Source organism: Pseudonocardia sp. DxW (assembly GCF_058448985.1).
Genome location: NZ_JBZFLK010000004.1, coordinates 130742 through 152817, shown reverse-complemented (window position 1 = coordinate 152817; position 22076 = coordinate 130742). Strand labels below are relative to the sequence as shown.

Genomic DNA, 22076 nt, shown 5'->3' with positions numbered 1-22076 from the left:
CCGTGCTGGCCGGCGTCCTCGGCGGGGCCGGGGGCGCGGCCGCGGCCGTCAGCTGGCACTACTCGACGCTGCTGCTGCACCCCTCGGTGCACCCGGGCCGGCCCGAGCGGGTGCTCGCAACCGGCCCCGGCGTCGTCGAGCTGGCCGCGAACCGGCTGACCTGCCAGCCCGGGGTGTGGGGCCTGCGCGGGCCGGCCGGGCTGAGCGTCGTCGGGCCGGTGCTGGACCGGGGCCGCAGGCGGGTGACCCGCGAGCTGCGGGACGGCCCGGTGCCGCAGACCGGGCCCGCCGTCCTCGACGCCGGCCCGTTCGATCCCGATCCGGGTGCCCGCGACCTCCCGTTCGACGACGTCGTCGTGCGGACCCCGGTCGGCCCCGCCCCGGCCTGGGACGTCCCCGCCCCGGCCTGGTCCGACGGCCGGACCTGGGCGATCTGCGTGCACGGCCGCGGCGGGGCCCGGCGGGAGGCGCTGCGCGCGCTGCCCGCGCTGCACGCCGCCGGGCTGCGCGCGCTGGTGATCAGCTACCGGGGCGACGGCACCGCGCCACCCTCCCCGGACGGCCGGTCCCATCTGGGCGACACCGAGTGGCACGACGTCGCCGCGGCCGCCGCGCACGCGCTCGCCGCGGGCGCCACCCGGCTGGTGCTGGTCGGCTGGTCGATGGGCGCGGCCGTCGGCGGGGCCTTCCTGGACCGCTCCGGGCACGCCGCCGCGGTGGCCGCCGTCGTGTGGGACGCGCCGCTGCTCGACTGGCGCCGCACTCTGCGCCGGCAGGCCCGCAACCGGGCCCTCCCGCCGCCCCTGGCCGGGGTGGCGGCCCGGTTCACCGAACGCCGGATCGGGATCGACCTGGACCGCTTCGACCTGCTCCGCCACCCGCCCGCGGTCCGGCCGCCGACGCTGCTGCTGCACAGCGACGGCGACACCGCCGTCCCGGTGGACCTCAGCCGCGACCTGGCGGCCGGCGCGCCGGCACTCGACTGGCCGGTGACCTACCGCGAGTTCGGCGGCACCGAGCACACCGGCAGCTGGAACGCCGATCCGGACGGCTACCGGGCGGCGGTCACCGGCTTCCTGCGCGAGGCCCTCTGACCGCGCTCAGCTCGCGCCGCCGCCCTGCCCGATCGGCTTCCCGTGGATCTGCGAGTCGGCGGGCGGGACGGTCGGGACCGGGGTGCCCGGGTCGACCGGGCGCTCCCGGCGCAGCAGCGCCACCCAGGCGTACGCGGCCAGCCCGCTCAGCAGCACGACGGCCAGGATCCACGGCGCCCGCCGGGTGCGGGACGGCGCCGGGTCGATCGCGGCGGCGAGCGCCCGGCGGGCGTCCTCCACCCCGTGCGACACGTTGTGCGACAGGCCCTGCGCCAGGCCCTGGGACAGCTCGGAGACCCGCGCCGAGGCCGTCGAGACGGCCGCCCCGCCGGCGATCCGGCCGGCGTCCGCGAGGGTGTGCACGGCCTCGGCCGCGTCCTTCCGGGCCCTGGCCCGCTTGCGGTCGGCTCTCATTATCGGACCTGCTTCCCACGGATGCGGCTGCGGACTGGCACGATGGTAGCCGTGACGGAACCAGGAAACGCCAAGACGACGGCCGTCCTGCACACCAACGAGGGCGACATCCGCGTCGAGCTGTTCGGCGACCACGCCCCCAAGACGGTGGCGAACTTCGTGGGGCTCGCAGAGGGGTCCAAGGACTACACGGGGCCGAACGCCAGTGGCGGCGACTCCGGGCCGTTCTACGACGGTTCGATCTTCCACCGGGTGATCAGCGGCTTCATGATCCAGGGCGGCGACCCGACCGGTACCGGTCGCGGCGGCCCGGGCTACCAGTTCGGCGACGAGTTCCACCCGGAGCTCAAGTTCGACCGGCCCTACCTGCTCGCGATGGCGAACGCCGGCCCCGGGACGAACGGGTCGCAGTTCTTCATCACCGTGGGCCCGACCCCGCACCTCAACCGGCGCCACACCATCTTCGGTGAGGTCGCCGACGCCGAGTCGCGGGCCGTCGTGGACGGGATCGCCCAGACGACCACCGGGCAGGCGGACCGCCCGCTCAACGACGTGGTCATCGAGAAGGTCGAGATCGAGCGGAGCTGAGTCCGCCCTGACCGAGCGACCTGAGTCCCCCGGTCCCGGTACGCCCCGGGGGCCGCACGAGCCCCCGGGTCCGGCCGGCACCGGCGGACAGCCGTACTACCCGGCCCCGCCCGGCTACCCGCAGCCGCAGTGGGGCCCGGGCGGCCACGGGCAGGGACCGTCCTGGCCGGGTGCGCCCGGGCCGACCCCGCCGCCGGGCGCCCCGCCGCCCGCGCAGGGCGGTCCGCCGGTGTGCGCCCGGCACCCGGACCGGCAGACCGGGCTGCGCTGCACCCGGTGCGACCGGCCGGCCTGCCCGGAGTGCCTGCGGCCCGCATCGGTCGGCCAGCACTGCGTCGACTGCCTGGCGCAGTCCTCCCGGGCGGTGCCGCGGGCCCGCAACGTCGCCGGTGCCAGCCGCACCGGCCGGCCGGTGCTGGTGCCCGGCCTGATCGTCGCCAACGTCGCGATCTTCGCGCTGACCGTGGCGATGGCCGGCAGCCTCAACGCCAACTACGACTCCTGGCTGTTCCGGGCCGGGGCGCTGGTCCCGGCCGCGGTCGGGCAGGGCGAGATCTGGCGGATCCTCACCTCCGGCTTCCTGCACATCGGCCCGCTGCACCTGGCGTTCAACATGTTCGCCCTGTGGATCATCGGCCGGGAGGTCGAGGCGGTGCTCGGCCGGGCCCGCTTCCTCGCCGTCTACGGCGTCTCGCTGCTCGGCGGCTCCGCCGCGGTGATGCTGCTCAGCAACCCGATGGGCTTCACCGCAGGCGCGTCGGGTGCGGTGTTCGGGCTGATGGGCGCCCTGGTCGTGCTGCTGCGCCGGCTCCGGATGCCGGCCGGTCAGGTACTGACCCTGATCGCGGTCAACGTCGGGATCAGCCTGGTCATCCCGGCCGTCTCCTGGCAGGGGCACTTCGGCGGGCTGGTGTTCGGTGCCGCCGTCACCGCCGCGCTGCTCTACCTCGGTGCCGGCTCGCCGAACCGGCGCCGGGTGCAGGCCGCCGCGGTCACCGGGCTGACCCTGGTCACCGTCGCCCTGATCGCCCTCGGCGCTGTCCTGTCCTGACCTGGCCTGACCCGGCGCGGTCCCGCGCCGGGTCACGGCCGCAGCTCGGCCAGCGCGTCGGCCACCTCCTGCAGGTCCTCGCCCAGCTCGGGGCGGCCCAGCACGACCAGCCGCTCGTGCCCGTCGGCGTCGCGCAGGTCCAGCTCCAGCTCCAGCACCGTGGACCCGCGGCCGAGCCGGCGGGTCCGCAGCACGCGCACCTCGTCCACCCGGCCCCACGGCACGTGCCGGGTCCAGGTCAGCCGGCGCACGGTGATCCCCTCCGGCCCGGCCTCCAGCCGCGGCCGGGCCCGGGTGCCGGACGCGGCGGCGAGCGCGAACCCGAGCGCCGCGACGCCGGCGATCAACCATCCGGCCGGATCGGCCCCGGTGCCGACGAGCGCGGTCAGCCAGCCGGCAGCGGCCGCGGCGAGCAGCCACAGCAGCGCGACGACCCCCGCCGGCGTCGACCAGGACCGCCGCCCGAGATGATCACCCAGGGTGCTCAACGTGAGTTGTCCACAGCCGCCATCCACAGTGAGGATAACTCACGTCGATGTGTTTCTGCAGGTCAGCGCCACCGCATGGTCATCAAGAGGCCGATCACGATGAGTGAGAACCCGATGATGAAGTTGCCGTTCCCCAGCGCGGCCATGAACGGGATCGACGGCGCGGCCAGGTAGTTGACCACCAGCCAGCCCAGGCCGAGGATCCACATCGCGACCATCACGGCGAGATACGCCGGGTGCGTCGGCCCGGCCACCTTCTGCGGGGTGCGGCTGACCGGGGGCGGGGTGTACGCCGCCTTCTTGCGGACCTTCGACTTCGGCATTGTCGGACCTCGTGCAGTTCGTCGGTCGGGCAACAGTGTCCGGCCGGTGCGCCGGCCGGGGGCGGGACCTGCGACGGGGCGGCGCACCGGGGAGCGGCCGACCCGGACAGATCCACCACCACGGTAGCGCGGATACCGGCCGGACTGCGTCACACGGCCGAAACGAACGGATGCCTGTCGGGCATCTCAGACGTCGGCGACCAGCCCGGCCATCTCGTCCGACAGCCGTTGCACCACGTCCTCCGGCACGGCGTGCCCGGCCTGCCGGAGCCAGTTCGCCAGCATCCGGTGCCCGCCCTCGGTCAGCACCGACTCCGGATGGAACTGCACGCCCTCGATCGGCAGGTCCCGGTGCCGCACCGCCATGATCAGCCCGGTCTCGGTGCGGCCGGTGACCTGCAGCTCGGGCGGCAGGCCGTCCGGCGCGATCGTCAGCGAGTGGTACCGGGTCGCGGTGAACGGCGACGGCAGCTCGCGCAGCACCCCGACGTCGTCGTGGAACACCAGCGACGTCTTGCCGTGCAGCAGCTCCGGCGCGCGCTCGACGACACCGCCCCAGGCGGTGGCGAGCGCCTGGTGGCCCAGGCAGACGCCGAGCAGCGGGGTGCCCCGGCCGGCGGCCCGCCGGATCACCTCGACGCTGCGGCCGGCCCGTTCCGGGGTGCCCGGGCCGGGGCTGACCAGCACCGCACCGACCTCGTCGAGCTCGTCGAGCTCGATCTCGTCGTTGCGCCGGACCACCGGATCGGCGCCGAGCTGGGCCAGGTACTGGACCAGGTTGTAGACGAAGCTGTCGTAGTTGTCGACGACGAGGACGCGCACCGTCCCACCCTCTCCGATAGTGCCGGGATCAGTCGAACGGGAAACCGCGTGGGGTCTCGCCGGTGTCCCCGCCGTCGCCGGTGTCGCCACCGGACGCCCGGCCGACCGTGAGCGTCACCTGCTGGCCGTCGGAGGCCTGCGAGCCGCCCGCCGGGTCCTGGCTGAGCACCACGCCGTTCTGCGACGGGTCGGACACGTCGGTGGTCTGGATGGAGAACGACAGCCCCGCCTCGCGCAGCGTGTTGACCGCGTTGTCCACCCGCTGGCCGACGACGTTCGGGATCTGGGTCTGGTTGCCGCGGCTGACCTGGATGGTGATCGTCTGGTCGCGGGCCACCCTGGTCCCCGCGGACGGGTCGGTGCCCACCACCGAGCCGGCGTTGCCGCCGCCGTCGACCTCGCTGGTCTCGATCGAGCTGAAGCCGGCGTTGCGCAGCGCGGACCTGGCCTCCTCCGCGGAGCTGCCGGACACGTCCGGCACCGCGATGGTCTGCTGTTCGCGGCCGATCACCAGCGACACCGACGAGTTGCCGGGCACCCGCTGGCCGGGGCCCGGGTCCGAGGAGATGACCCGCCCGACCTGGCTCGCGTCCGAGGTGTCCTGCTCGGTCCGCCCGCCGACCTGCAGCCCGGTCTCGCGCAGTTGCGCCTCGGCCTCCTCCGGGGTGCTCCCGGCCAGCGACGGCACGGTCACCTCGGCCGGCCCGGTCCCGACGAACACGGTGACCCGGCTGTTCTCGGCGACCTGGTTGCCGCCGCCCGGGTCGGTGCGGACCACCCGCCCGACCTGCTCGACGTCGGAGGGCTGGTTCTCCTGGGCGAACAACAGTCCGGCGCCGGTGATCGTGACCCGGGCCTCGTCCGGCGTCTGGCCGAGCACGTCGGGCACCGCGACCTGGTCCGGCCCGGAGCTGGAGAACATCTGGTAGCCGACGAAGCCGAGCAGGCCGAGCACGGCCAGCACGACCAGCCACAGGGCGATCTTGCGGCCGCGGCCGGAGCGCGGCTCGTCCTCGTAGTCGTCGTAGCCGCCGGGCATGACGTGCCGGCCGGTCGGCGGGCCGCCCCCGCCGTCCATCCGCCGGGTCGCCATCGCGGCGGTGGCGTCGTCGTGCGCCATCATCTGGGTGCGCTCGTACTCGCTCATCACCAGCGGCGCGTGCACCGGCTCGCCGTTGCGCACCCGCACCAGGTCGGCGCGCATCTCAGCGGCCGACTGGTAGCGGTTGGCCGGGTTCTTGCTGAGCGCCTTCAGCACCACCGCGTCCAGCGCCGGGGGCACCGACGGGTTCAGCTCGGACGGGGCCCGCGGGTCCTCCCGGACGTGCTGGTAGGCGACCGCGACCGGGGTGTCGCCGGTGAACGGCGGCTCGCCGGTCAGCAGCTCGAACAGCACGCAGCCCGCGGCGTACACGTCCGACCGGGCGTCCACGGCCTCGCCGCGGGCCTGCTCGGGGGACAGGTACTGGGCGGTGCCGATCACCGCGGCGGTCTGCGTGACGTTCTGCCCCTCGCCCAGCGCGCGGGCGATGCCGAAGTCCATGACCTTCACGGCGCCGACGCCGTTGATCATGACGTTGGCCGGCTTCACGTCCCGGTGGATGATGTTGTGCCGGTGCGAGAAGTCGAGCGCGGCGCACACGTCGGCCATCACCTCGACGACCCGCTGCTGGGTCATCGGGCCGGTGGTCTTGACGATCTCGCGCAGCGTCTGCCCGTCGACGAACTCCATCACGATGTAGGGCAGCGGGCCGAACTCGGACTCGATCTCGCCGGTGTCGTAGACGGCGACGATCGCCGGATGGTTCAGCGAGGCCGAGTTCTGCGCCTCCCGCCGGAAGCGCAGCTGGAACTGCGGGTCGCGGGCGAGGTCGGCGCGCAGGACCTTCACCGCCACGTCCCGGCCGAGCCGGGTGTCGAGGCCGCGGTGGACCTCGGACATGCCGCCGTAGCCGAGCGGGTCGCCCAGCTCGTAGCGCTCGGAGAGCAGTCGCGGTGTCGTCATCGGTTCAGGGTTCCCGTAGTCATCGAGCCGTCGGAGGCGTACTCATCATGCAGGTCGGTCGAGCGGATCACCGTGGTGCGGTCGTCACATGCGCCGGACCGTCCGTTCCGTGGGGTCACCGGGGGACCTCCGGTCTCCCGCGGGACGGCGCGGCGGCGAGCGGGGCCCGGTCGCCCGCCGGTCCCGCCCGGTCCGCCTCCGGCCCGGCGGCCTCGGCGACGGTACCCGGGCCGACGCCCAGCGAGCCGGTTCGGTCGCCGCCCGGCGACGTCTCGCGCAGGATCATCACGGCGATCAGCACGGCGGCGACCGTCAGCAGCACGAACAGCACCGCCAGCCAGGCCTTCGCCCGCCCGGACCGGCGCGGGGTGAGGTCCAGCGGGCCCGACGGGTGCTGCTCGACCGGCCGGTCCGCGGCGTCGTGCCTGCGCACCGGGGGCCGGGACGGCACCGGCCGCTGCGGCCCGGGGGTCGCCGGGCCCGGCCGGCCCGGCTGCTCGTGCCCCGGGTACCCCGGGCGGCCGGGACCGGCCGGCCGCACCGCGTGCTGCGGCCCGCGGACCGGCGCCCCGTACGGCGGCGAGCCGGGCTGGGCGGGCGGCGGCACCGGCAGCGGCCCGGAGCCGGGCCGCTGCTGCGGACCGGAGGGCGGTCCGGGCGGGCGGGCCGACGGGTCGGTGACCGGGCGCTGCTGCGGCCCGGACGGCAGCTGCCCCGCCTGGGCCTGACCGGACCCGGCCTGAGCCGAGCCGGTCTGAGCCGAGCCGGCCTGGCCCGAGCCGGCCTGAGCGGGGTGGGCCGGACCGGACCGGGACCGGCCGGCCGGCCGGTCCCGCTCGGCGGCGGCACCCGGGTCCCGGTCGACGCCGTGCCGCGGCGAGCGGGGCACCCGGCCGCTGTCCGGGCCGGGCTCGCGCCTGCCGTGCCGGGGCGCCGGATCGTGCTGCTCGTCGTCCCGGCGGAACCCGGGGGCGTCGCCGGCGGGTGCCGGGATGCCGGCCGGCGGCGGCCGGTGCCCGCGGCGCACCGCGGCGACCGCGTCGGCGAACTCGGCGCCGTCGGCGTAGCGCTCGGTGGGGTCCTTGACCAGCACCGACGCGATCAGCTCGCGGACCCGCTCGGGGATCTCGCCGGGCAGCGGCGGCGGCTCGTCGCGGACCTGCATCATGGCCACCGCGACGGCGCTCTCCGCGCGGAACGGGCGGACCCCGGCGAGGCACTCGTACCCGACGACGCCGAGCGAGTAGACGTCCCCGGACGGGCCGGCCTCCTCACCGGACGCCTGCTCCGGCGCGATGTAGTGGGCGGTGCCCATGACCATGCCGGACCGGGTGACCGGGACGGCGTCGGCGGCCTTCGCGATGCCGAAGTCGGTGAGCTTCACGATGCCGTCGGTGCGCAGCAGGATGTTGCCGGGCTTGACGTCGCGGTGCACGAAGCCGCGCTCGTGCGCGGCGTGCAGCGCGCGGGCGGCCTGCTCCAGGATGTCGAGCGCCTCGTCCGCCGGGATCGGCCCGCGGCCGATCCGGGTCGACAGCGGCTCCCCGCGGACGAGTTCCATCACCAGGTAGGCGGTCCGCCCGCCGCCGCCGGGGGCGTCGTCCTCGCCGTAGTCGTGCACGGACGCGATGCCGCCGTGGTCGAGCGAGGCGACCGTGCGGGCCTCGATCCGGAACCGGTGCAGGAACTCCGGGTCGTCGGACAGGTCGGACTTCAGCACCTTGACGGCCACGCTGCGGCCCAGCCGGGTGTCCGAGGCCTCCCAGACCTCGCCCATCCCGCCGACCGCGATCCGCCGGTCCAGCTGGTACCGATCGGAGATCAGCTGTCCGGCTGCCAGCGCGCTCACGGCGCCGCCGGGGGCCTGCGCCGTGCTGGGCGCCCGGCGCGACCCGGGCTCACTGGGCGTCCCGCAGGGCTTCGGCGATCACGGCCCGGCCGATCGGCGCGGCGATCGACCCGCCGGTGGCCTCCTGCGCCCGGTTGCCACCGTTCTCCACCAGCACGGCGACCGCGACCCGCGGGTTCTCGGCCGGGGCGAACGCCACGTACCAGGCGTGCGGCGGGGTGTTCTTCGGGTCGGTGCCGTGCTCGGCGGTGCCCGTCTTGGAGGCGATCTGCACGCCGGTGATCTTGCCGCCACCCTGCGTGCGGTCCTCCGAGCCGATCATCAGGTCGGTGAGCGTCCGGGCGACGTCGGCTGGCACCGCGCGGGCCAGCCGGTCCGGCTCGGTGGTGTCGACGGCGTCCAGCGACTGGCTCTGGATCTCCCGGATCAGGTGCGGCGCCATCGTCTGGCCGCCGTTCGCGATCGAAGCGCCGATCATCGCCAGCTGCATCGGGGTCAGCCGGACGTCGCGCTGGCCGATCGCGGACTGCTGGGTGGACGGCGTGTCCTCCATCGGCCCGACCTGCGAGGCGGTCACCGGCATCGGGATCTGCAGGTTCGACCCGCCGATCCCGAACGCCTCGGCCTGGGCGCGCAGCGCGTCGGCGCCGAGCTCCTCGCCGAGCTGGGCGAACGCGGTGTTGCAGGAGCGGGCCAGCGCCTCGGCCAGCGAGGCGGTCTCGCCGCTGCCGCAGGCCGAGCCGTTGTAGTTCTCCAGCGTCGTCGTCGAGTCCGCCAGCTGGATGCTGCGGGCCGCGGTCAGCCGGCTCTCCGGGGTGTAGCCGTTCTGCAGGGCGGCCGCGGTGGTGATCAGCTTGAACGTCGACCCGGGCGGCTCGATCTCGTTGATCGCCCGGTTGGTCAGCGGGTTCGGGTCGGCGTTGTTGTACTCGCGCCAGGCGGCCTGCTGCTCGTCGGCGTCGGCGGCGGCGAGCCGGTTCGGGTCGTACGACGGCGTGGACGCCATCGCGATGATCTCCCCGGTCTGCGGCTCCAGTGCGACGACGGCGCCGGTGAACCCCTGGTCGTTCAGCCGGTCGTAGGCGACCCGCTGGACGTCCGGGTCGATCGTGGTGACGACGTTCCCGCCGGCCGGGTCCCGGCCGGTGATCAGGTCCGACATCCGGCGGACGAACAGCCGGTCGTCGGTGCCGTTGAGCACCTCGTCGGCGGAGCGCTCCAGGGCGCCCTTGCCGTACACCGTCGAGAGGAAGCCGGTGATCGGGGCGAACGCCGGGCCCGCCGGGTACTCGCGGGCGTAGCGCAGCCGGCCGCCGGACTCGACGCTCTGCGCGAGCACCTCGCTGCCCGCGGTGATCTGGCCGCGCTGGCGCGAGTACTCGTCGATCTGCGAGCGCTGGTTGCGCGGGTCGTCGCGGTACTGGCCGGCCATCACGACCTGCACGTAGGTGATGTTCGCGAGCAGCGCGACGATCATCACCATCACGGCGAGGGCGACGCGGCGGACCGGGCGGTTCACGGGTCGTTCCTCTCCGGGGACGCGGGTGTCGGGCTGGTTCCGTTCCCGTCGCCGCTGCCGCCGGGCCGCCGGACGAGCTCGGTGCTGGCCTCGGCGATCGGGGCGCGCGGCTGCGCGGGCCGCTTGGGCAGCGGCGCCCTGGCGACGTGCGAGATGCGCAGCAGGATCGCCACCAGAGCGTAGTTCGCCAGCAGCGACGACCCGCCGTAGGACAGGAACGGCAGGGTCAGGCCGGTCAGCGGGATCAGCTTGGTCACCCCGCCGATCACCACGAAGATCTGCAGCGCGATCGAGAACGACAGGCCGGTCGCCAGCAGCTTGCCGTAGGAGTCGCGCACCGCCAGCGCGGTGCGCAGGCCGCGGGTGATCAGTACCAGGTAGACGATCAGGATCGCGGCCAGCCCGATCAGGCCCAGCTCCTCGCCCAGCGAGGAGAAGATGAAGTCGGACTCGGCGAACGGCACCAGATCCGGTCGGCCCGCGCCCAGCCCGGTCCCGCCGACCCCGCCGGTCCCGAGCCCGAACAGCGCCTGGGCCAGCTGGAACCCGCCGCCCTCGTAGTCGGCGAACGGGTCCAGCCAGATCTGCACGCGCACCCGGACGTGGCCGAACAGCTGGTACGCGATGGCCGCACCGACGGCGAACGCGGACAGCCCGATGACCATCCAGGAGATCCGCTCGGTGGCGGTGTAGAGCAGGACCAGCACCAGGCCGAAGATCAGCAGCGAGCTGCCCAGGTCGCGCTGGAACACCAGCACACCGACCGACAGCCCCCAGGCGGCGAGCAGCGGCGCCATGTCCCGGGCGCGGGGCAGTTCCATGCCGAGGAACCGGCGGCCCGCGGTGGAGAGCAGGTTCCGCTTCTGCACCAGGTAGGCCGCGAAGAAGATCAGCAGCAGGATCTTGGCGAACTCGCCCGGCTGGATGCCGGGGCCGCCCGGGATGCGGATCCACAGCTTCGCGCCGTTGACCTCGGAGATCGACGACGGGAGCATGCCCGGCAGCGCGAGCAGCACCAGGCCGACGAACCCGGCGGTGTAGCCGTAGCGGGCCAGCGTGCGGTGGTCGCGCAGGAAGAACAGGACCAGCGCGAACAGGCTCAGCCCGGCGACCGTCCAGGTCATCTGCGCGCCGATCAGCCCGGACGGGGCGTCCCGGCCGAGCAGCTCGGCGCGGGCCGCCCGGGCCAGGTCCAGCCGGTGGATCATGACCAGGCCGATGCCGTTGAGCAGCGCGACCGAGGGCAGGATCAGCGGATCGGCGTACGGGGCGAGCCAGCGCACCGCGAGATGGGCGAGCGCGAACAGCACCAGGTAGGCGAGCCCGACGAACAGCAGGTCGGTGGTGAGCGACTGCTCCTGGTTGGCCTCGACGAGCACCAGCGCGCCGGTCGTCAGCACCGCGGCCAGGCCGAGCATGAGCAGTTCGATCCCGCGGCCGGTCGGGGTGGTCGGCTCCGCGACGGAGCCCTCCCTGGCCATCAGCCGTCGAGCCGGCAGTTCCGGCCCGGCTCGGGGGTCACGGTCGGCAACGGTGTGGTGGTCACCGGCGGGGCCCCCGGCTCGGGGGGCGGCGCGACGACCACCGGCGCGGGCGGCGGGTTGAGCGTCGAGCAGAGCGGCAGCATCCGCTCGCGCAGCCGGTCCACGGTCTCCCGCGCGCCGGCCTCGCCGTCGTCGGACAGGATGCCATCGGCGATCTGGCTGCGCACCGGCTGCGGCAGGTCGTCGAGCGCGATGTCCGAGCGCTCCGCGACCCGCTGCAGCGGCACGCCCAGCACGTTCCCGCGCACGCCCTGGTAGATGGCGACCTGGCCCTGGTCGACGGCGACGTAGTACTGCTGCAGCACCATCGCCCGGGCGATGAACAGGCCCGCGACCAGCACGGCGAGCACCGCCAGCAGCGCCAGCACGGTCCGCAGCCCGCGGCGGCGGCGCGGCTCCTCGGTGCGGGCGGGCTCCAGCCGGACCGGCTCGGTCCGGGGCAGCGTCGTCGCCGCGGCGCGCTGCGCGGAGGAGTGCGGCACCCGCTCGTCGCGCTGGTAGTCGCCGTCGCCCGCGCGCGGGTTGCGACCGGCCGAGCCGCCGATGATCGGCGCGTCGTCGGCGTAGTCCACGTCCACCACGTCCGCCACGATGCACGTGATGTTGTCCGGCCCGCCACCGCGCAGCGCGAGCTCGATCAACCGGTCGGCGCACTCGCGCGGGTCCGGGTAGTCCTCGAGGGTCTGCTTCAGGGTCTCGTCGCTGACCGGCCCGGACAGGCCGTCCGAGCAGAGCAGGAACCGGTCCCCGGCGCGGGCCTCGCGGATCGACAGCGAGGGCTCGACGTCCTGGCCGGTGATGGCGCGCAGCAGCAGCGAGCGCTGCGGGTGCGTGTGTGCCTCCTCCTCGGTGATCCGGCCCTCGTCGATCAGCGACTGGACGAAGGTGTCGTCCTTGGTGATCTGGGCGAACTCGCCGCCGCGCAGCTGGTAGCAGCGCGAGTCGCCGACGTGCACCATGCCCAGCCGCGACCCGGCGAACAGGATCGCGGTCAGCGTGGTGCCCATGCCCTCCAGGTCGGGGGCCTCGGCGACGTGCCGGGAGATCGCGTCGTTCCCGTCGTGGGTGGCGTCGCGCAAATCGGCGAGCAGGTCGTCGCCGGGCACGTCGTCGTCGAGCGGGGCGAGCGCGGAGATCACCAGCGAGGAGGCGACCTCGCCGGCGGCGTGCCCGCCCATGCCGTCCGCGAGCGCGAGCAACCGCGGACCGGCGTAGACGGCGTCCTGGTTGTTCTGCCGGACGAGTCCGCGGTCGCTGCGGGCCGAGTAGCGCAGAACCAGTGTCACGGGGCGGCTCCGGCTTCGGTCGGGGCACGTCGGGGCGATCCCGCGCCGCGGGACCGGTCGAGCGGCCGCGGCACCGGGGGAGCGGAGGGTCGCGGCGGTTTCGTCATGGTCGTTCGCTCATCTGCAGTCCGAGCGCGTCACGATCGGAGCTCGATCACCGTCTTGCCGATGCGGACCGGCGTCCCCAGGGGGACCCGGGTGGGCCCGGAGACCTTAGCCCGCTCCAGATACGTGCCGTTCGTCGACCCGAGATCCTCGACGTACCAGTCGTCCCCCTGCTGGGAGATGCGGGCGTGCCGGGTCGAGGCGTAGTCGTCGTCCAGCTTGAGCGTGGAGTCGTCGGCGCGGCCGATCAGGATCGGCCGCGAGTCCAGGGTGATCCGGCTGCCGGCCAGCGGGCCCTGGGTGACCAGCAGCTGGCGGGCGACCTTGCCGCGGCCGGTGCCGCGGACCCGGCCGCCCCGGCCACCGCCCCGCCCGGGGACCGCGGCCTTGAGGCCGGACGCCGCGTACAGGTCCGAACGGACCACCTGCAGCGCGAGCAGCACGAACAGCCAGAGGAGAGCCAGGAAGCCACCTCTGGTCAGCTGCAGCACCAGTTCCGGCACTTCGCCCGTTCGCCCTTCTCGCGGTTATCGCACGGACCGCCCGCCCGATCAACGCCGGGCGGGCGGCCGATGCCGTCCGTCGTCCAGTCTGACGTGCCCTCGCGGGGCGCTCAGCCCTGGGTCCGGAAGACCAGGCTGGAGTGCCCGACGCGGACGACGTCGCCGTCGGTCAGCTGGCAGGACTGGACCGGCGAGTTGTTGACCGTGGTGCCGTTGGTGGAGCCCAGGTCGTTCAGGGTCGCGACCTGGCCGTCCCAGGTGACCTCCAGGTGCCGGCGGGAGACCCCGGTGTCCGGCAGCCGGAAGTTGGAGTCCTGGCCGCGCCCGATGACGTGGGTGCCCTCGGTCAGCTGGTAGTTGCGGTTCGACCCGTCGTCCAGGATCAGCATCGCGGTCAGCTGCTGCGGTGCGCCCCAGCCGCCCTGGGCCGGGTAGCCGCCGTCGTAGCCCTGGTCGTAGCCGCCCTGCTGCGGGTAGCCGGGCTGCTGGCCGTACCCCGGCTGGCCGTAGCCGCCGTCGTAGCCCTGGTCGTAGCCGCCCTGCTGGGGGTAGCCGGGCTGGGCGTAGCCCTGCGGCTGGCCGTAGCCGCCCTGGGGCTGGCCGTAGCCGTCGTAACCCTGCTCGTAGCCCTGCTGCGGGTAGCCGGGCTGCTGCTGCGGATAGCCGCCGCCGTAGCCCTGGTTCGGGTCCGCGTACCCGCCCTGCTGCGGGTAGCCGCCCTGCTGGGGGTAGCCGGGCTGGCCGTACTGGTCGTACCCGCCCTGCTGCTGGCCGTACTGCCCGCCACCCTGCTGCTGGTACTGGTCGTACCCCTGCTGCGGGGGCTGGCCGTAGCCCTGCTGGCCGTACTGGTCGTACCCGCCCTGCTGCTGGCCGTACTGGCCGCCCTGCTGACCCTGCTCCTGGTCGTACCCCGGAGGCGCGTAGGTCTGCTGGCCGTATCCGCCGGGGGCGCCCCGGTCGTATCCGTACTGCCCGTTGTCCTCGGGGTGGCCCGGTTGCTGGCTCATGGGTGCTTCTCCTGCGGTGCGTGCTCTGGTGGCGGCCCGACGGGAAGCGTCGGGGTCGACAGCGGAGCGGGTGCGGAACTGTCCCGTGTGCAGCGCCTCGGAGCGCTCCAGAAAGACTACGACCTCACCGTAGGTGTCCCATCCCTGGTCGGTGAGTTCTTTCGCCACGTGCGACGACAGGGATCGGACGACCCCGTCCTCGTCGCCAGCCATCCGGTCGAGATCGCTGGGGCTGAGCAGCACCGTGAACCGGTTGGGTGCCAGCAGGCGACCCCCGGCGAGCTGCTCCACGTTGTCCTCGGCTTCCCTCAGCAGCGCCTGTGCGACTTCCTGTGGGACGACGCTGCCTCCGAAGACCCGCGCGAACGCATCGCCCACGAACCCCTGAAGACGGCGCTCGAAGCGATCCACGCGGCCCAAATGATCTCCTCCGTCCGCATCGGCGTGTCGGTGATGTGTCGCCGATCGTATCTGTGCTAACCGGAGGACCCGGCGGCGCCCGACCGAACCGGTCGCGGGCGTCTCCGCGGTCCTCCCTCCGATGTACCCCTGCCGGTTGCGCGGCGCATCCGCGGGCCCCCGCGCGGACCCCCCTGCACGGCCCCTCCGGACGGGGTGCTAACTTTCCCTCGTCGCTCAGGGCGAGTGGCGGAATGGCAGACGCGCACGGTTCAGGTCCGTGTGTCCGAAAGGACGTGAGGGTTCAACTCCCTCCTCGCCCACACTTTCACCTCCTGGTGGAGATCTTCCTCCCCGGGCGTCACGATCGCCATCGCGCGATCGGTATCGCAGCTCACCCGATCCCGTTCCGTCCGGTCCAGGCTCCACGCTGCGTCACCGCGGCCCGTCCGGCCGGGTGTCGCCGTGCGCCGGTCAGGCGTCCCGCAGCGCCGGACGGTCCGGATGATCGGCCATCACGAGCACGTCCGCCTGTCCGCCCGGGTCGCCCTCGGCGTCGTAGCGGGCGTAGGCGGGTGCCGTCCACGCGTCGTCGGGACCCAGCCGCCGCTCCAGTGCCGCCCGGCCCATCCGCAGGTGCACGGTCAGCTCGGCGGGCAGGCCGCGGCCGAGCAGCCGCCCGCCGGCCAGCAGCACGACGCCGCCGTCGGCCAGCGGCACCGGCTCCGCGCGGAACGCGCGGTCCCGCACCCGGTCCCGCAGCCGCGGCAGCACCCGGCCCGAGCCGTCCGGGCCGCCCGGCCCGAGCACCTCGCGGCGCAGCGCCGGCTCGTCCAGCCAGCCGTCCAGGAACATGCCGGTGTCGGTGCGGCCGCGTTCGAGCCGGAGCGAGGCCGGGCGGAGGAAGTCGTCGGCGTCCACGGCGAGCGCGTCGCGGCCACGGGCGCGCAGCAGCTCGGCGACGGCGCGGGCCAGCGGGAGCGGACCGGCCGGCGGCGGACCGTCGAGGAGCACCCGCAGCCGTCCGGGACGGTCGGTGAGCCGGTCCGCCAGGTACCCGGCGAGCCCGGTCCGGTCCACCGGGCGGAAGCCACCCGCCACTCGTCCTCCCGGTCGCTGGTGCCGATCGGTCCCGGCGGCGAGACTAGGCCGGTGGTCTCCGAGTCCTCCACCGCGGCCGGGGTGGCGCTGCGCCGCGCGCTGCGGGTGATGGAGGCCGTCGCGGAGGCCGGCGACGGGGTGACCGCCAAGGCGCTCGCCCGCCGCCTGGAGCTGCCGCTGCCGACCACGTACCGGCTGCTCGGGACGCTGGTCGAGGAGGGCTACCTGGTCCGGCTGCACGCGGCTCGCGGCTACGGGCTGGGCTACCGGGTGGTCGGGCTGTACCGCGGCATCACCGACCGGATCGCGCCGCCCGAACCGGCCCGGGAGATCCTCGCCGAGCTGCACACCCGGATCGGCGCGGCGGCGGTGCTCACCGTGCTGCGGTCCGACGACGTCGTGGTCGCGCACACCGAGACCTGCGCGGCCCATCCCGGCCCCGGTGCGATGCCCGGGGAGCCGCTGCCCGCGCACGCGACCGCGCCGGGCAAGGTGCTGCTCGCCGGGCTGGAGCCGGGCCGGCTCGCCGAGGTGCTCGGCCCGGGGCCGCTCGCCCCGCTGACCCCGCACACGCTGGTCGACCGCAGGCTGCTCGACCGGGAGCTGCTGCGGGTGCGCTCGGCCGGGGTCGCGGTCGAGGTGGAGGAGCACGCCCGCGGGCGCGCCGGGCTGGCGGTCGCGGTACCGGCGGAGCGGGCCGCGGCGCTGGCCGTGCTGGTCAGCCGGGCGGACTTCGCGGGGCGGCGCTGGGAGCTGGAGCAGGCGGTGCGCGAGGCCGCCGGGCCGCTCGCCCGGCACCTCGCCGCCGCGCCGGGGATGGCGGCGTCCGGCTGAACCGGGCCGCGGCCCGGCGGGCCCCGGCCCGTCGACCGGTCTTCCATATTCCGGAAGTCGGGTCGGCGGGCATGCGCACCCGGCGATACGTTCGCGGGCATGACGGAGACAGCGCAGTCCTCGCAGGCACCGACCGACACCGCGCCGTTCCGGGCCGACCACGTCGGCAGCCTGCTCCGCCCGCCGGAGCTGCTGGCGGCGCGCGAGCAGCACGCCGCGGGCACGCTCGACGACGCCGGCCTGCGTGCCGCCGAGGACGCCGCGATCACCGACGTGGTCGCCCTGCAGGAGTCGGTCGGGCTGCGCTCCGCGACCGACGGCGAGTTCCGCCGCACCTCGTGGCACATGGACTTCATCTACGCGCTCGGCGGCATCACCAAGACCGACGGCCGGGTCGAGGTGAAGATGCGCAACTCCTCCGGGGAGAACAACTTCACCTCCGCCGGGATGGCCGTCGACGGCCGGGTGCACCTCGCCGAGCCGATCTTCGCGACGGCGTTCGACCACCTCGCGTCGCAGGTCACCACTGCGACGCCGAAGCTCACCATCCCCTCGCCCAGCATGGTCTACGCGCGTGGCGGGCGGGCGGTCATCGACCAGGACGTCTATCCCGGCGACGACGGGGTCGAGGCGTTCTGGGCGGACCTGTCGGCGGCCTACGCCGACCAGCTGTCCGCGGTGTACGCGCGCGGCTGCCGCTACCTGCAGCTCGACGACACCGCGCTGGCCTACCTCAACGACCCGAACCACCGGGCCGAGCTCGCCGCGAAGGGCGACGACCCGGAGACCCAGCACCTGCGCTACATCCGCCAGATCAACGCCGCGATCGCCGACCGGCCGGCCGACCTGCAGGTCACCACGCACATGTGCCGGGGGAACTACCGGTCGTCCTGGGCGGCCGAGGGCGGCTACGACCACGTCGCCGAGGCGCTGTTCGGCGAGCTGGCCGTGGACGGCTTCTTCTGCGAGTTCGACGACGAGCGCTCCGGCGGCTTCGAGCCGCTGCGGTTCGTCCCGCCGGGCAAGAAGGTGGTGCTCGGCCTGGTCACCACCAAGACCGGTGAGCTGGAGGACGCCGGCGAGCTCGTGCAGCGGATCGAGCAGGCGGCGAAGTACGTCCCGCTGGAGCAGCTGTGCCTGTCCCCGCAGTGCGGCTTCTCCTCCACCGTGGAGGGCAACGCGCTCACCGTGGACGACCAGAAGCGCAAGCTGGAGCTGATCGTCTCGGTCGCCGAGCAGGTCTGGGGCCGCTGATCCCGGCCCGCTGATCCGGTCCGCTGTCGGCGGTCCGGGCCATACTCCGGCCATGGCCTACGACGAGGGGCTCGCCGCCCGGATCCGCGCCGGCCTGGCGGCGGAGCCCCGGGTGGCCGAGCGGCGGATGTTCGGTGGGCTCGCGTTCCTGGTCGGCGGGCACATGGCGGTGGCCGTCTCCGGAGCCGGCGGGCTGATGGTGCGGGTCGATCCGCGGCGCTCCGGTGAGCTGCTGGGCAGGCCCCGGGCGTCGCCGATGGTGATGAACGGCCGCGAGCTCGCGGGCTGGCTGCGGGTGGTCGGTGAGCCCGATCCGGACGACCTGGACGGCCCCGAGCTCGCGGACTGGGTGGCCGAGGGCGTCGGGTTCGTGCGCGGGCTGCCGCCGAAGTGAGGCCCGGCCGGGCTCAGCCGACCGTGCCCCCGGGCTCGACCAGCCCGGACTCGTAGGCGAACACGACGGCCTGCACCCGGTCGCGCAGGCCGAGCTTGCCGAAGACCCGGGTCAGGTGCGTCTTCACCGTCGCCTCGCTGACGAACAGGGCGAGCCCGACCTCGGCGTTCGAGCGGCCGCGGGCGACCAGCCGCAGCACCTCGGTCTCCCGGTCGGTGAGCGCGGCGAGCCGCTCGCGAGCGGCGTCCACGGCGCCGGTGCGGGCGACGAACCGCTCGATGAGCCGCCGGGTCGGGGCCGGTGCGAGCAGCGCCTCACCGGCCGCCACGGTGCGGACGGCCTCGGCGATCCGGTCCGGCGGGGCGTCCTTGAGCAGGAACCCGTCGGCGCCCGCGCGCAGCGCCCGGTAGACGTACTCGTCGAGGTCGAACGTCGTCAGCACCAGTACCCGCGGGGCCCGGCCGGGCGCCGACCGCAGCCGCCGGGTCGCCTCGATCCCGTCCAGGACCGGCATCCGCACGTCCATCAGCACGACGTCCGGGATCAGCCGGGCCGCCTCGGCCAGCCCGGCCGCGCCGTCCGCCGCCTCGCCGACGACCTCGATGCCGTCCCGGGCGCCGAGCATCCCGGCCAGGCCGGACCGGATGAGCTCGTGGTCGTCGACCAGCAGTACCCGGATCGGGGCGCTCACGGTGCGGCCGCCGTCGTCGAGCGCGGGAGCCGCGCGCGGACGGTGAACCCGCCGTCGTCGTCCGGACCGGCCCGCAACGTCCCGCCGAACACCCGCACCCGTTCGGCCATCCCGGGCAGGCCGCGACCGGTCGTCCCGGTCCCGCCGGACACCGGATCGGGCCGGCCGCCCGGTCCGTTGCGGATCTCGATCCCGATCGCGTCGTGGCCGTGCTCGAGCAGCACCGTGACGGCGATCCCGGGCGCGTGCCGCCGGGCGTTGGTGAGCGACTCCTGCACCACCCGGTACGCGGCCAGGTCCACCGCCGGCGGCAGCGGTGCGGCGTCCCCGGTCTCGTGCAACGTCACCGGCGTTCCCGCGTCCCGGGTGGCGGCGACCAGGTCGCCGATCCGGCCGGTGCCGGGCAGCGGCGCGAGGTCCTCGCGGGCCTCGTCGTAGGGGTCGAGGACCTCCAGCATCCGCCGCATCTCGACCATCGCCCGGCGCGCGCCGTCCCGCGCGTGGCCGATGTGCAGGCGGGCGCGCTCCGGATCGGTGCCGACCAGGTCCTCCGCGGCGCCGGCCTGCACGGCGACGACCGAGACGGCGTGCGCGACGACGTCGTGCAGCTCGCGCGCGATCGCCGCCCGCTCCCGGGCCACCGCCTCCCGCGCGGCGGTGGCGGCCTCCCGTTCGGCGGCGTCGGCCAGCGCGCTCGCCCGCGCCCGGTCCTGCTCGGCGCGGACCAGGTCCTCGGCCCGGCGGCGCAGCAACCGGCCCGCGGTCCACGCGCCCGCGACGAAGAAGACCGCGACGGCGAGCTGCGGTCCGACCGACTCGGTGTAGTAGCCGAACAGCTGGACGACGAGGACGGTGGCCGACGCGGCCACCCCGCCGGCCACCGACACCGCGGTCCGGCGCACCCACAGGCCGCAGGCGAACGTCAGCAGCAGCACGGTCGGGAACGGCATCGCCCCGGCCGGTGGGGCGCCGGCGAGCAGCGCGTCCACCAGGAACGTCCCGAGCAGGAAGGCCAGCGACGGCAGCGGAGCCACCCGCATCCACAGCGTCGGCAGCGACCAGGCCGCCGCCAGGGCCAGCGCGAGCGGCAGCGGGCGGGGCGCGGCGACCGCCTCGAGCACGGCCCATAGCAGCAGGCCCGCGGTCACCAGGAACTCGCTGCGCCGGGGCCCGGCCGGCGATCGCGCGAGCGCGGTGACGGGGATCACCGTAGGGCGGTCCGGGCCCGCCGTCGTCCATCTCAGGTCGTACCGGGCGGCGCCGCGCGGTGGACCCGGCCGCGGCCCGCGGCCGACGCCGGCGCCCCGGGCGGCGGCACAGGCTCGTGGTCGTCCGCGGCGCCGGGTGCGGCGCCGCCCGATCGAGGGGAACCGCCCATGACCACCGCCACCGCCGCCCCGACCCGTACCGTCGGCCGGCCGCTCGTCGTCACCGCGGCGACGGCGGCCGTCGCCGAAGCCGTCGTCGGTGTGCTGCAGCTGACCCGGAGCGACCAGGGTGCCGGGGTGCACGACGCCCGGGTGCACGCGGTGCTCACCCTGTTCGCGCTCGCCCTGCTCGCCGCCGCCCCGCTGTGGTGGCGGCTCGGCGCGCAGACCGGCGCGCGCTGGGCGGGCGGCACGCTCGTCGCGGGCAACCTGCTGCTCGCGTCCGGCACCACCGTCTCGAACGTGAACGGCTCGGACCCGGCGTTCTTCGGGCCGCTCGCGGTGGTCGCCAACGCGGCGGTGCTGGTCGGCCTGCTCGGGCTGGCGGTCGCGGCCCGGCGCGGGCGGACGCTGCCGGGCCCGCTCGCGGTGCTGCTGCCGGTCTACCTGATCGGGCTGGTCCCGCTGTCCCAGCTCGGCGGGAACCTGCTGCGCGGCGCGGTGCTGGCCGCCGTGCTCCTGGCCCTGTCGACGGCGGCGGCCCGCTCGTCGACGGCGGCCGGACGCTGAGGCCCGCTACGGTCCGAGCGTGACCGAGACCACCCCGTCCCCCCTGCACGAGCGCGTACTGGCCGGGGCCGCGCCCGGCGCCCGGCTGCTCGACGTCGGCTGCGGCGCCGGTGAGCTGCTGGTGGCCGGGCTCGCGGCCGGGCTGACCGTGTCCGGCGTGGACGTCGAGCGCGGTGCCCTGGCGATGGCGGAGCGGGCCGCACCGGCCGCCGATCTGCGTCCCGGCGACGCGCACGAGCTCCCGTTCGACGACGACGCGTTCGACCTGGTCACCCTGGTCCAGGTACTGGAGCACCTGACGAACCCGGTGCTGGCGCTGCGCGAGGCCGGGCGGGTGTGCGCCCCCGGTGGTGCGGTGCGGGCCAGCGTCTGGGGCACACCGGAGGAGTGCGACGCGGCCGTGATCGGCGCGGCACTGGCCCCGCTGACCGCGGCGGCCCCGGCCCCGCGGCAGGACCCGCCGCGGGCCGGTGCGGGACCGGGCCCCGGGGCGGGCGGTGCCGCACCGGTCGTCCGCCCGGGAGCCGACCGCAGCGGTACCGGGGCGCCGCCGCTGACCGACCCGGAGCGGCTGGCGAAGCTCGCCGGGACGGCCGGGCTGGTCGTGCGGGAGATCGCCGTCGTCCGGGTGCCGACCGACCATCCCGACCCGGACGACCTGGTCGCCGGGGTGCTGGCGTCCGGACCGGGCAGGCACGCCGCCCGGTCGGCCGGTCCGGGGGCCGTGCGCGAGGCGCTGCTGGCCGCGCTGGAGCCGTTCCGGGTGGGGGAGGGGTACCGGTTGGTCGACACCGTCCGGGTGCTCGACGCCACCCCTGGCTGAGCCTCACCCCGGGCCCGGCACGCACGTGGGCCGTGCCCCCGG

22 protein-coding genes and 1 tRNA gene are annotated in these 22076 nt (G+C 75.2%); 9 read left to right on the top strand and 14 right to left on the bottom strand.

The window, feature by feature from the left end; genetic code table 11:
• The first annotated feature begins 2 nt into the window (after positions 1-2).
• Positions 3-1094 (top strand): alpha/beta hydrolase family protein, encoded by a 1092-nt coding sequence (locus ACVJO7_RS07965; protein WP_491672322.1) that lies wholly within the window; start codon positions 3-5, stop codon positions 1092-1094.
• Positions 1095-1100: 6 nt separating this feature from the next.
• On the opposite strand, the gene ACVJO7_RS07960 is transcribed toward ACVJO7_RS07965, so the two are convergent.
• A complete protein-coding gene (locus tag ACVJO7_RS07960) occupies positions 1101-1508 on the bottom strand; it encodes a hypothetical protein (protein ID WP_491672321.1) in 408 nt (135 codons plus the stop codon).
• Positions 1509-1550: 42 nt separating this feature from the next.
• On the opposite strand from ACVJO7_RS07960, the gene ACVJO7_RS07955 reads away from it, so the two are divergent.
• Both ACVJO7_RS07955 and ACVJO7_RS07950 read left to right on the top strand, forming a co-directional pair.
• Positions 1551-2096, top strand: a complete 546-nt coding sequence (locus tag ACVJO7_RS07955) for a peptidylprolyl isomerase (protein WP_344024039.1) — start codon at positions 1551-1553, stop codon at positions 2094-2096.
• A gap of 229 nt (positions 2097-2325) precedes the next feature.
• Positions 2326-3147, top strand: coding sequence for a rhomboid family intramembrane serine protease (locus tag ACVJO7_RS07950; protein WP_491672320.1), 822 nt, complete (start codon positions 2326-2328; stop codon positions 3145-3147).
• 32 nt (positions 3148-3179) lie between these two features.
• Here ACVJO7_RS07950 and ACVJO7_RS07945 read toward each other — a convergent pair whose 3' ends face one another.
• The 10 genes from ACVJO7_RS07945 to ACVJO7_RS07900 all read right to left on the bottom strand — a co-directional run bounded on the left by ACVJO7_RS07945 (position 3180) and on the right by ACVJO7_RS07900 (position 15021).
• Positions 3180-3635 carry a PH domain-containing protein gene (locus ACVJO7_RS07945; protein WP_491672319.1) on the bottom strand — a complete coding sequence of 152 codons (456 nt, stop codon included), beginning with the start codon at positions 3633-3635 and terminating at the stop codon, positions 3180-3182.
• Between the two features lie 62 nt (positions 3636-3697).
• Positions 3698-3958, bottom strand: coding sequence for a cell division protein CrgA (crgA, locus tag ACVJO7_RS07940; protein WP_344024045.1), 261 nt, complete (start codon positions 3956-3958; stop codon positions 3698-3700).
• Between the two features lie 186 nt (positions 3959-4144).
• Positions 4145-4780: an aminodeoxychorismate/anthranilate synthase component II gene (locus ACVJO7_RS07935; protein ID WP_344024047.1), complete on the bottom strand. Its 636-nt coding sequence runs from the start codon at positions 4778-4780 to the stop codon at positions 4145-4147.
• A gap of 28 nt (positions 4781-4808) precedes the next feature.
• Positions 4809-6785, bottom strand: coding sequence for a Stk1 family PASTA domain-containing Ser/Thr kinase (gene pknB / locus ACVJO7_RS07930; protein ID WP_491672318.1), 1977 nt, complete (start codon positions 6783-6785; stop codon positions 4809-4811).
• Positions 6786-6900: 115 nt separating this feature from the next.
• Positions 6901-8634 (bottom strand): serine/threonine-protein kinase, encoded by a 1734-nt coding sequence (locus ACVJO7_RS07925; RefSeq protein WP_491672317.1) that lies wholly within the window; start codon positions 8632-8634, stop codon positions 6901-6903.
• Positions 8635-8683: 49 nt separating this feature from the next.
• Positions 8684-10153 (bottom strand): peptidoglycan D,D-transpeptidase FtsI family protein, encoded by a 1470-nt coding sequence (locus ACVJO7_RS07920; RefSeq protein ID WP_491672316.1) that lies wholly within the window; start codon positions 10151-10153, stop codon positions 8684-8686.
• Positions 10150-11634, bottom strand: a complete 1485-nt coding sequence (locus tag ACVJO7_RS07915; protein WP_491672315.1) for an FtsW/RodA/SpoVE family cell cycle protein — start codon at positions 11632-11634, stop codon at positions 10150-10152. The genes ACVJO7_RS07920 and ACVJO7_RS07915 overlap by 4 nt, the downstream gene beginning before the upstream one ends.
• A complete protein-coding gene (locus ACVJO7_RS07910; RefSeq protein WP_344024055.1) occupies positions 11634-12983 on the bottom strand; it encodes a PP2C family protein-serine/threonine phosphatase in 1350 nt (449 codons plus the stop codon). Before ACVJO7_RS07910 ends, ACVJO7_RS07915 begins: the two co-directional genes overlap by 1 nt.
• Positions 12984-13120: 137 nt before the next feature.
• Positions 13121-13591, bottom strand: a complete 471-nt coding sequence (locus tag ACVJO7_RS07905; protein ID WP_344024056.1) for an FHA domain-containing protein FhaB/FipA — start codon at positions 13589-13591, stop codon at positions 13121-13123.
• A 110-nt stretch (positions 13592-13701) separates the two neighbouring features.
• Positions 13702-15021, bottom strand: coding sequence for an FHA domain-containing protein (locus ACVJO7_RS07900; protein WP_344024058.1), 1320 nt, complete (start codon positions 15019-15021; stop codon positions 13702-13704).
• Positions 15022-15240: 219 nt separating this feature from the next.
• On the opposite strand from ACVJO7_RS07900, the gene ACVJO7_RS07895 reads away from it, so the two are divergent.
• Positions 15241-15323 (top strand) — tRNA-Leu (locus ACVJO7_RS07895).
• A 151-nt stretch (positions 15324-15474) separates the two neighbouring features.
• Here ACVJO7_RS07895 and ACVJO7_RS07890 read toward each other — a convergent pair.
• A complete protein-coding gene (locus ACVJO7_RS07890) occupies positions 15475-16101 on the bottom strand; it encodes a nucleoside/nucleotide kinase family protein (protein WP_344024060.1) in 627 nt (208 codons plus the stop codon).
• 51 nt (positions 16102-16152) lie between these two features.
• On the opposite strand from ACVJO7_RS07890, the gene ACVJO7_RS07885 reads away from it, so the two are divergent.
• The 3 genes from ACVJO7_RS07885 to ACVJO7_RS07875 all read left to right on the top strand — a co-directional run bounded on the left by ACVJO7_RS07885 (position 16153) and on the right by ACVJO7_RS07875 (position 18583).
• Positions 16153-16935 (top strand): IclR family transcriptional regulator, encoded by a 783-nt coding sequence (locus tag ACVJO7_RS07885; protein WP_491672314.1) that lies wholly within the window; start codon positions 16153-16155, stop codon positions 16933-16935.
• 99 nt (positions 16936-17034) lie between these two features.
• The gene (locus ACVJO7_RS07880; RefSeq protein ID WP_344024064.1) at positions 17035-18189 is read left to right on the top strand and encodes a 5-methyltetrahydropteroyltriglutamate--homocysteine S-methyltransferase; all 1155 of its coding nucleotides are present in this window, start codon (positions 17035-17037) and stop codon (positions 18187-18189) included.
• 52 nt (positions 18190-18241) lie between these two features.
• Positions 18242-18583: a TfoX/Sxy family protein gene (locus ACVJO7_RS07875; RefSeq protein WP_491672313.1), complete on the top strand. Its 342-nt coding sequence runs from the start codon at positions 18242-18244 to the stop codon at positions 18581-18583.
• A 13-nt stretch (positions 18584-18596) separates the two neighbouring features.
• Here the strand turns inward: ACVJO7_RS07875 and ACVJO7_RS07870 are convergent, their stop codons facing one another.
• Complete coding sequence (locus ACVJO7_RS07870) at positions 18597-19274, bottom strand: response regulator (RefSeq protein WP_344024068.1); 678 nt, start codon at positions 19272-19274, stop codon at positions 18597-18599.
• Positions 19271-20482, bottom strand: coding sequence for a sensor histidine kinase (locus ACVJO7_RS07865; RefSeq protein WP_491672312.1), 1212 nt, complete (start codon positions 20480-20482; stop codon positions 19271-19273). The genes ACVJO7_RS07870 and ACVJO7_RS07865 overlap by 4 nt, the downstream gene beginning before the upstream one ends.
• Positions 20483-20650: 168 nt before the next feature.
• Here ACVJO7_RS07865 and ACVJO7_RS07860 point away from each other — a divergent pair, with 168 nt between their 5' ends.
• Positions 20651-21211 carry a hypothetical protein gene (locus ACVJO7_RS07860; protein ID WP_491672311.1) on the top strand — a complete coding sequence of 187 codons (561 nt, stop codon included), beginning with the start codon at positions 20651-20653 and terminating at the stop codon, positions 21209-21211.
• 19 nt (positions 21212-21230) lie between these two features.
• Complete coding sequence (locus ACVJO7_RS07855; protein WP_491672310.1) at positions 21231-22034, top strand: class I SAM-dependent methyltransferase; 804 nt, start codon at positions 21231-21233, stop codon at positions 22032-22034.
• The last annotated feature ends 42 nt before the right edge of the window (positions 22035-22076 follow it).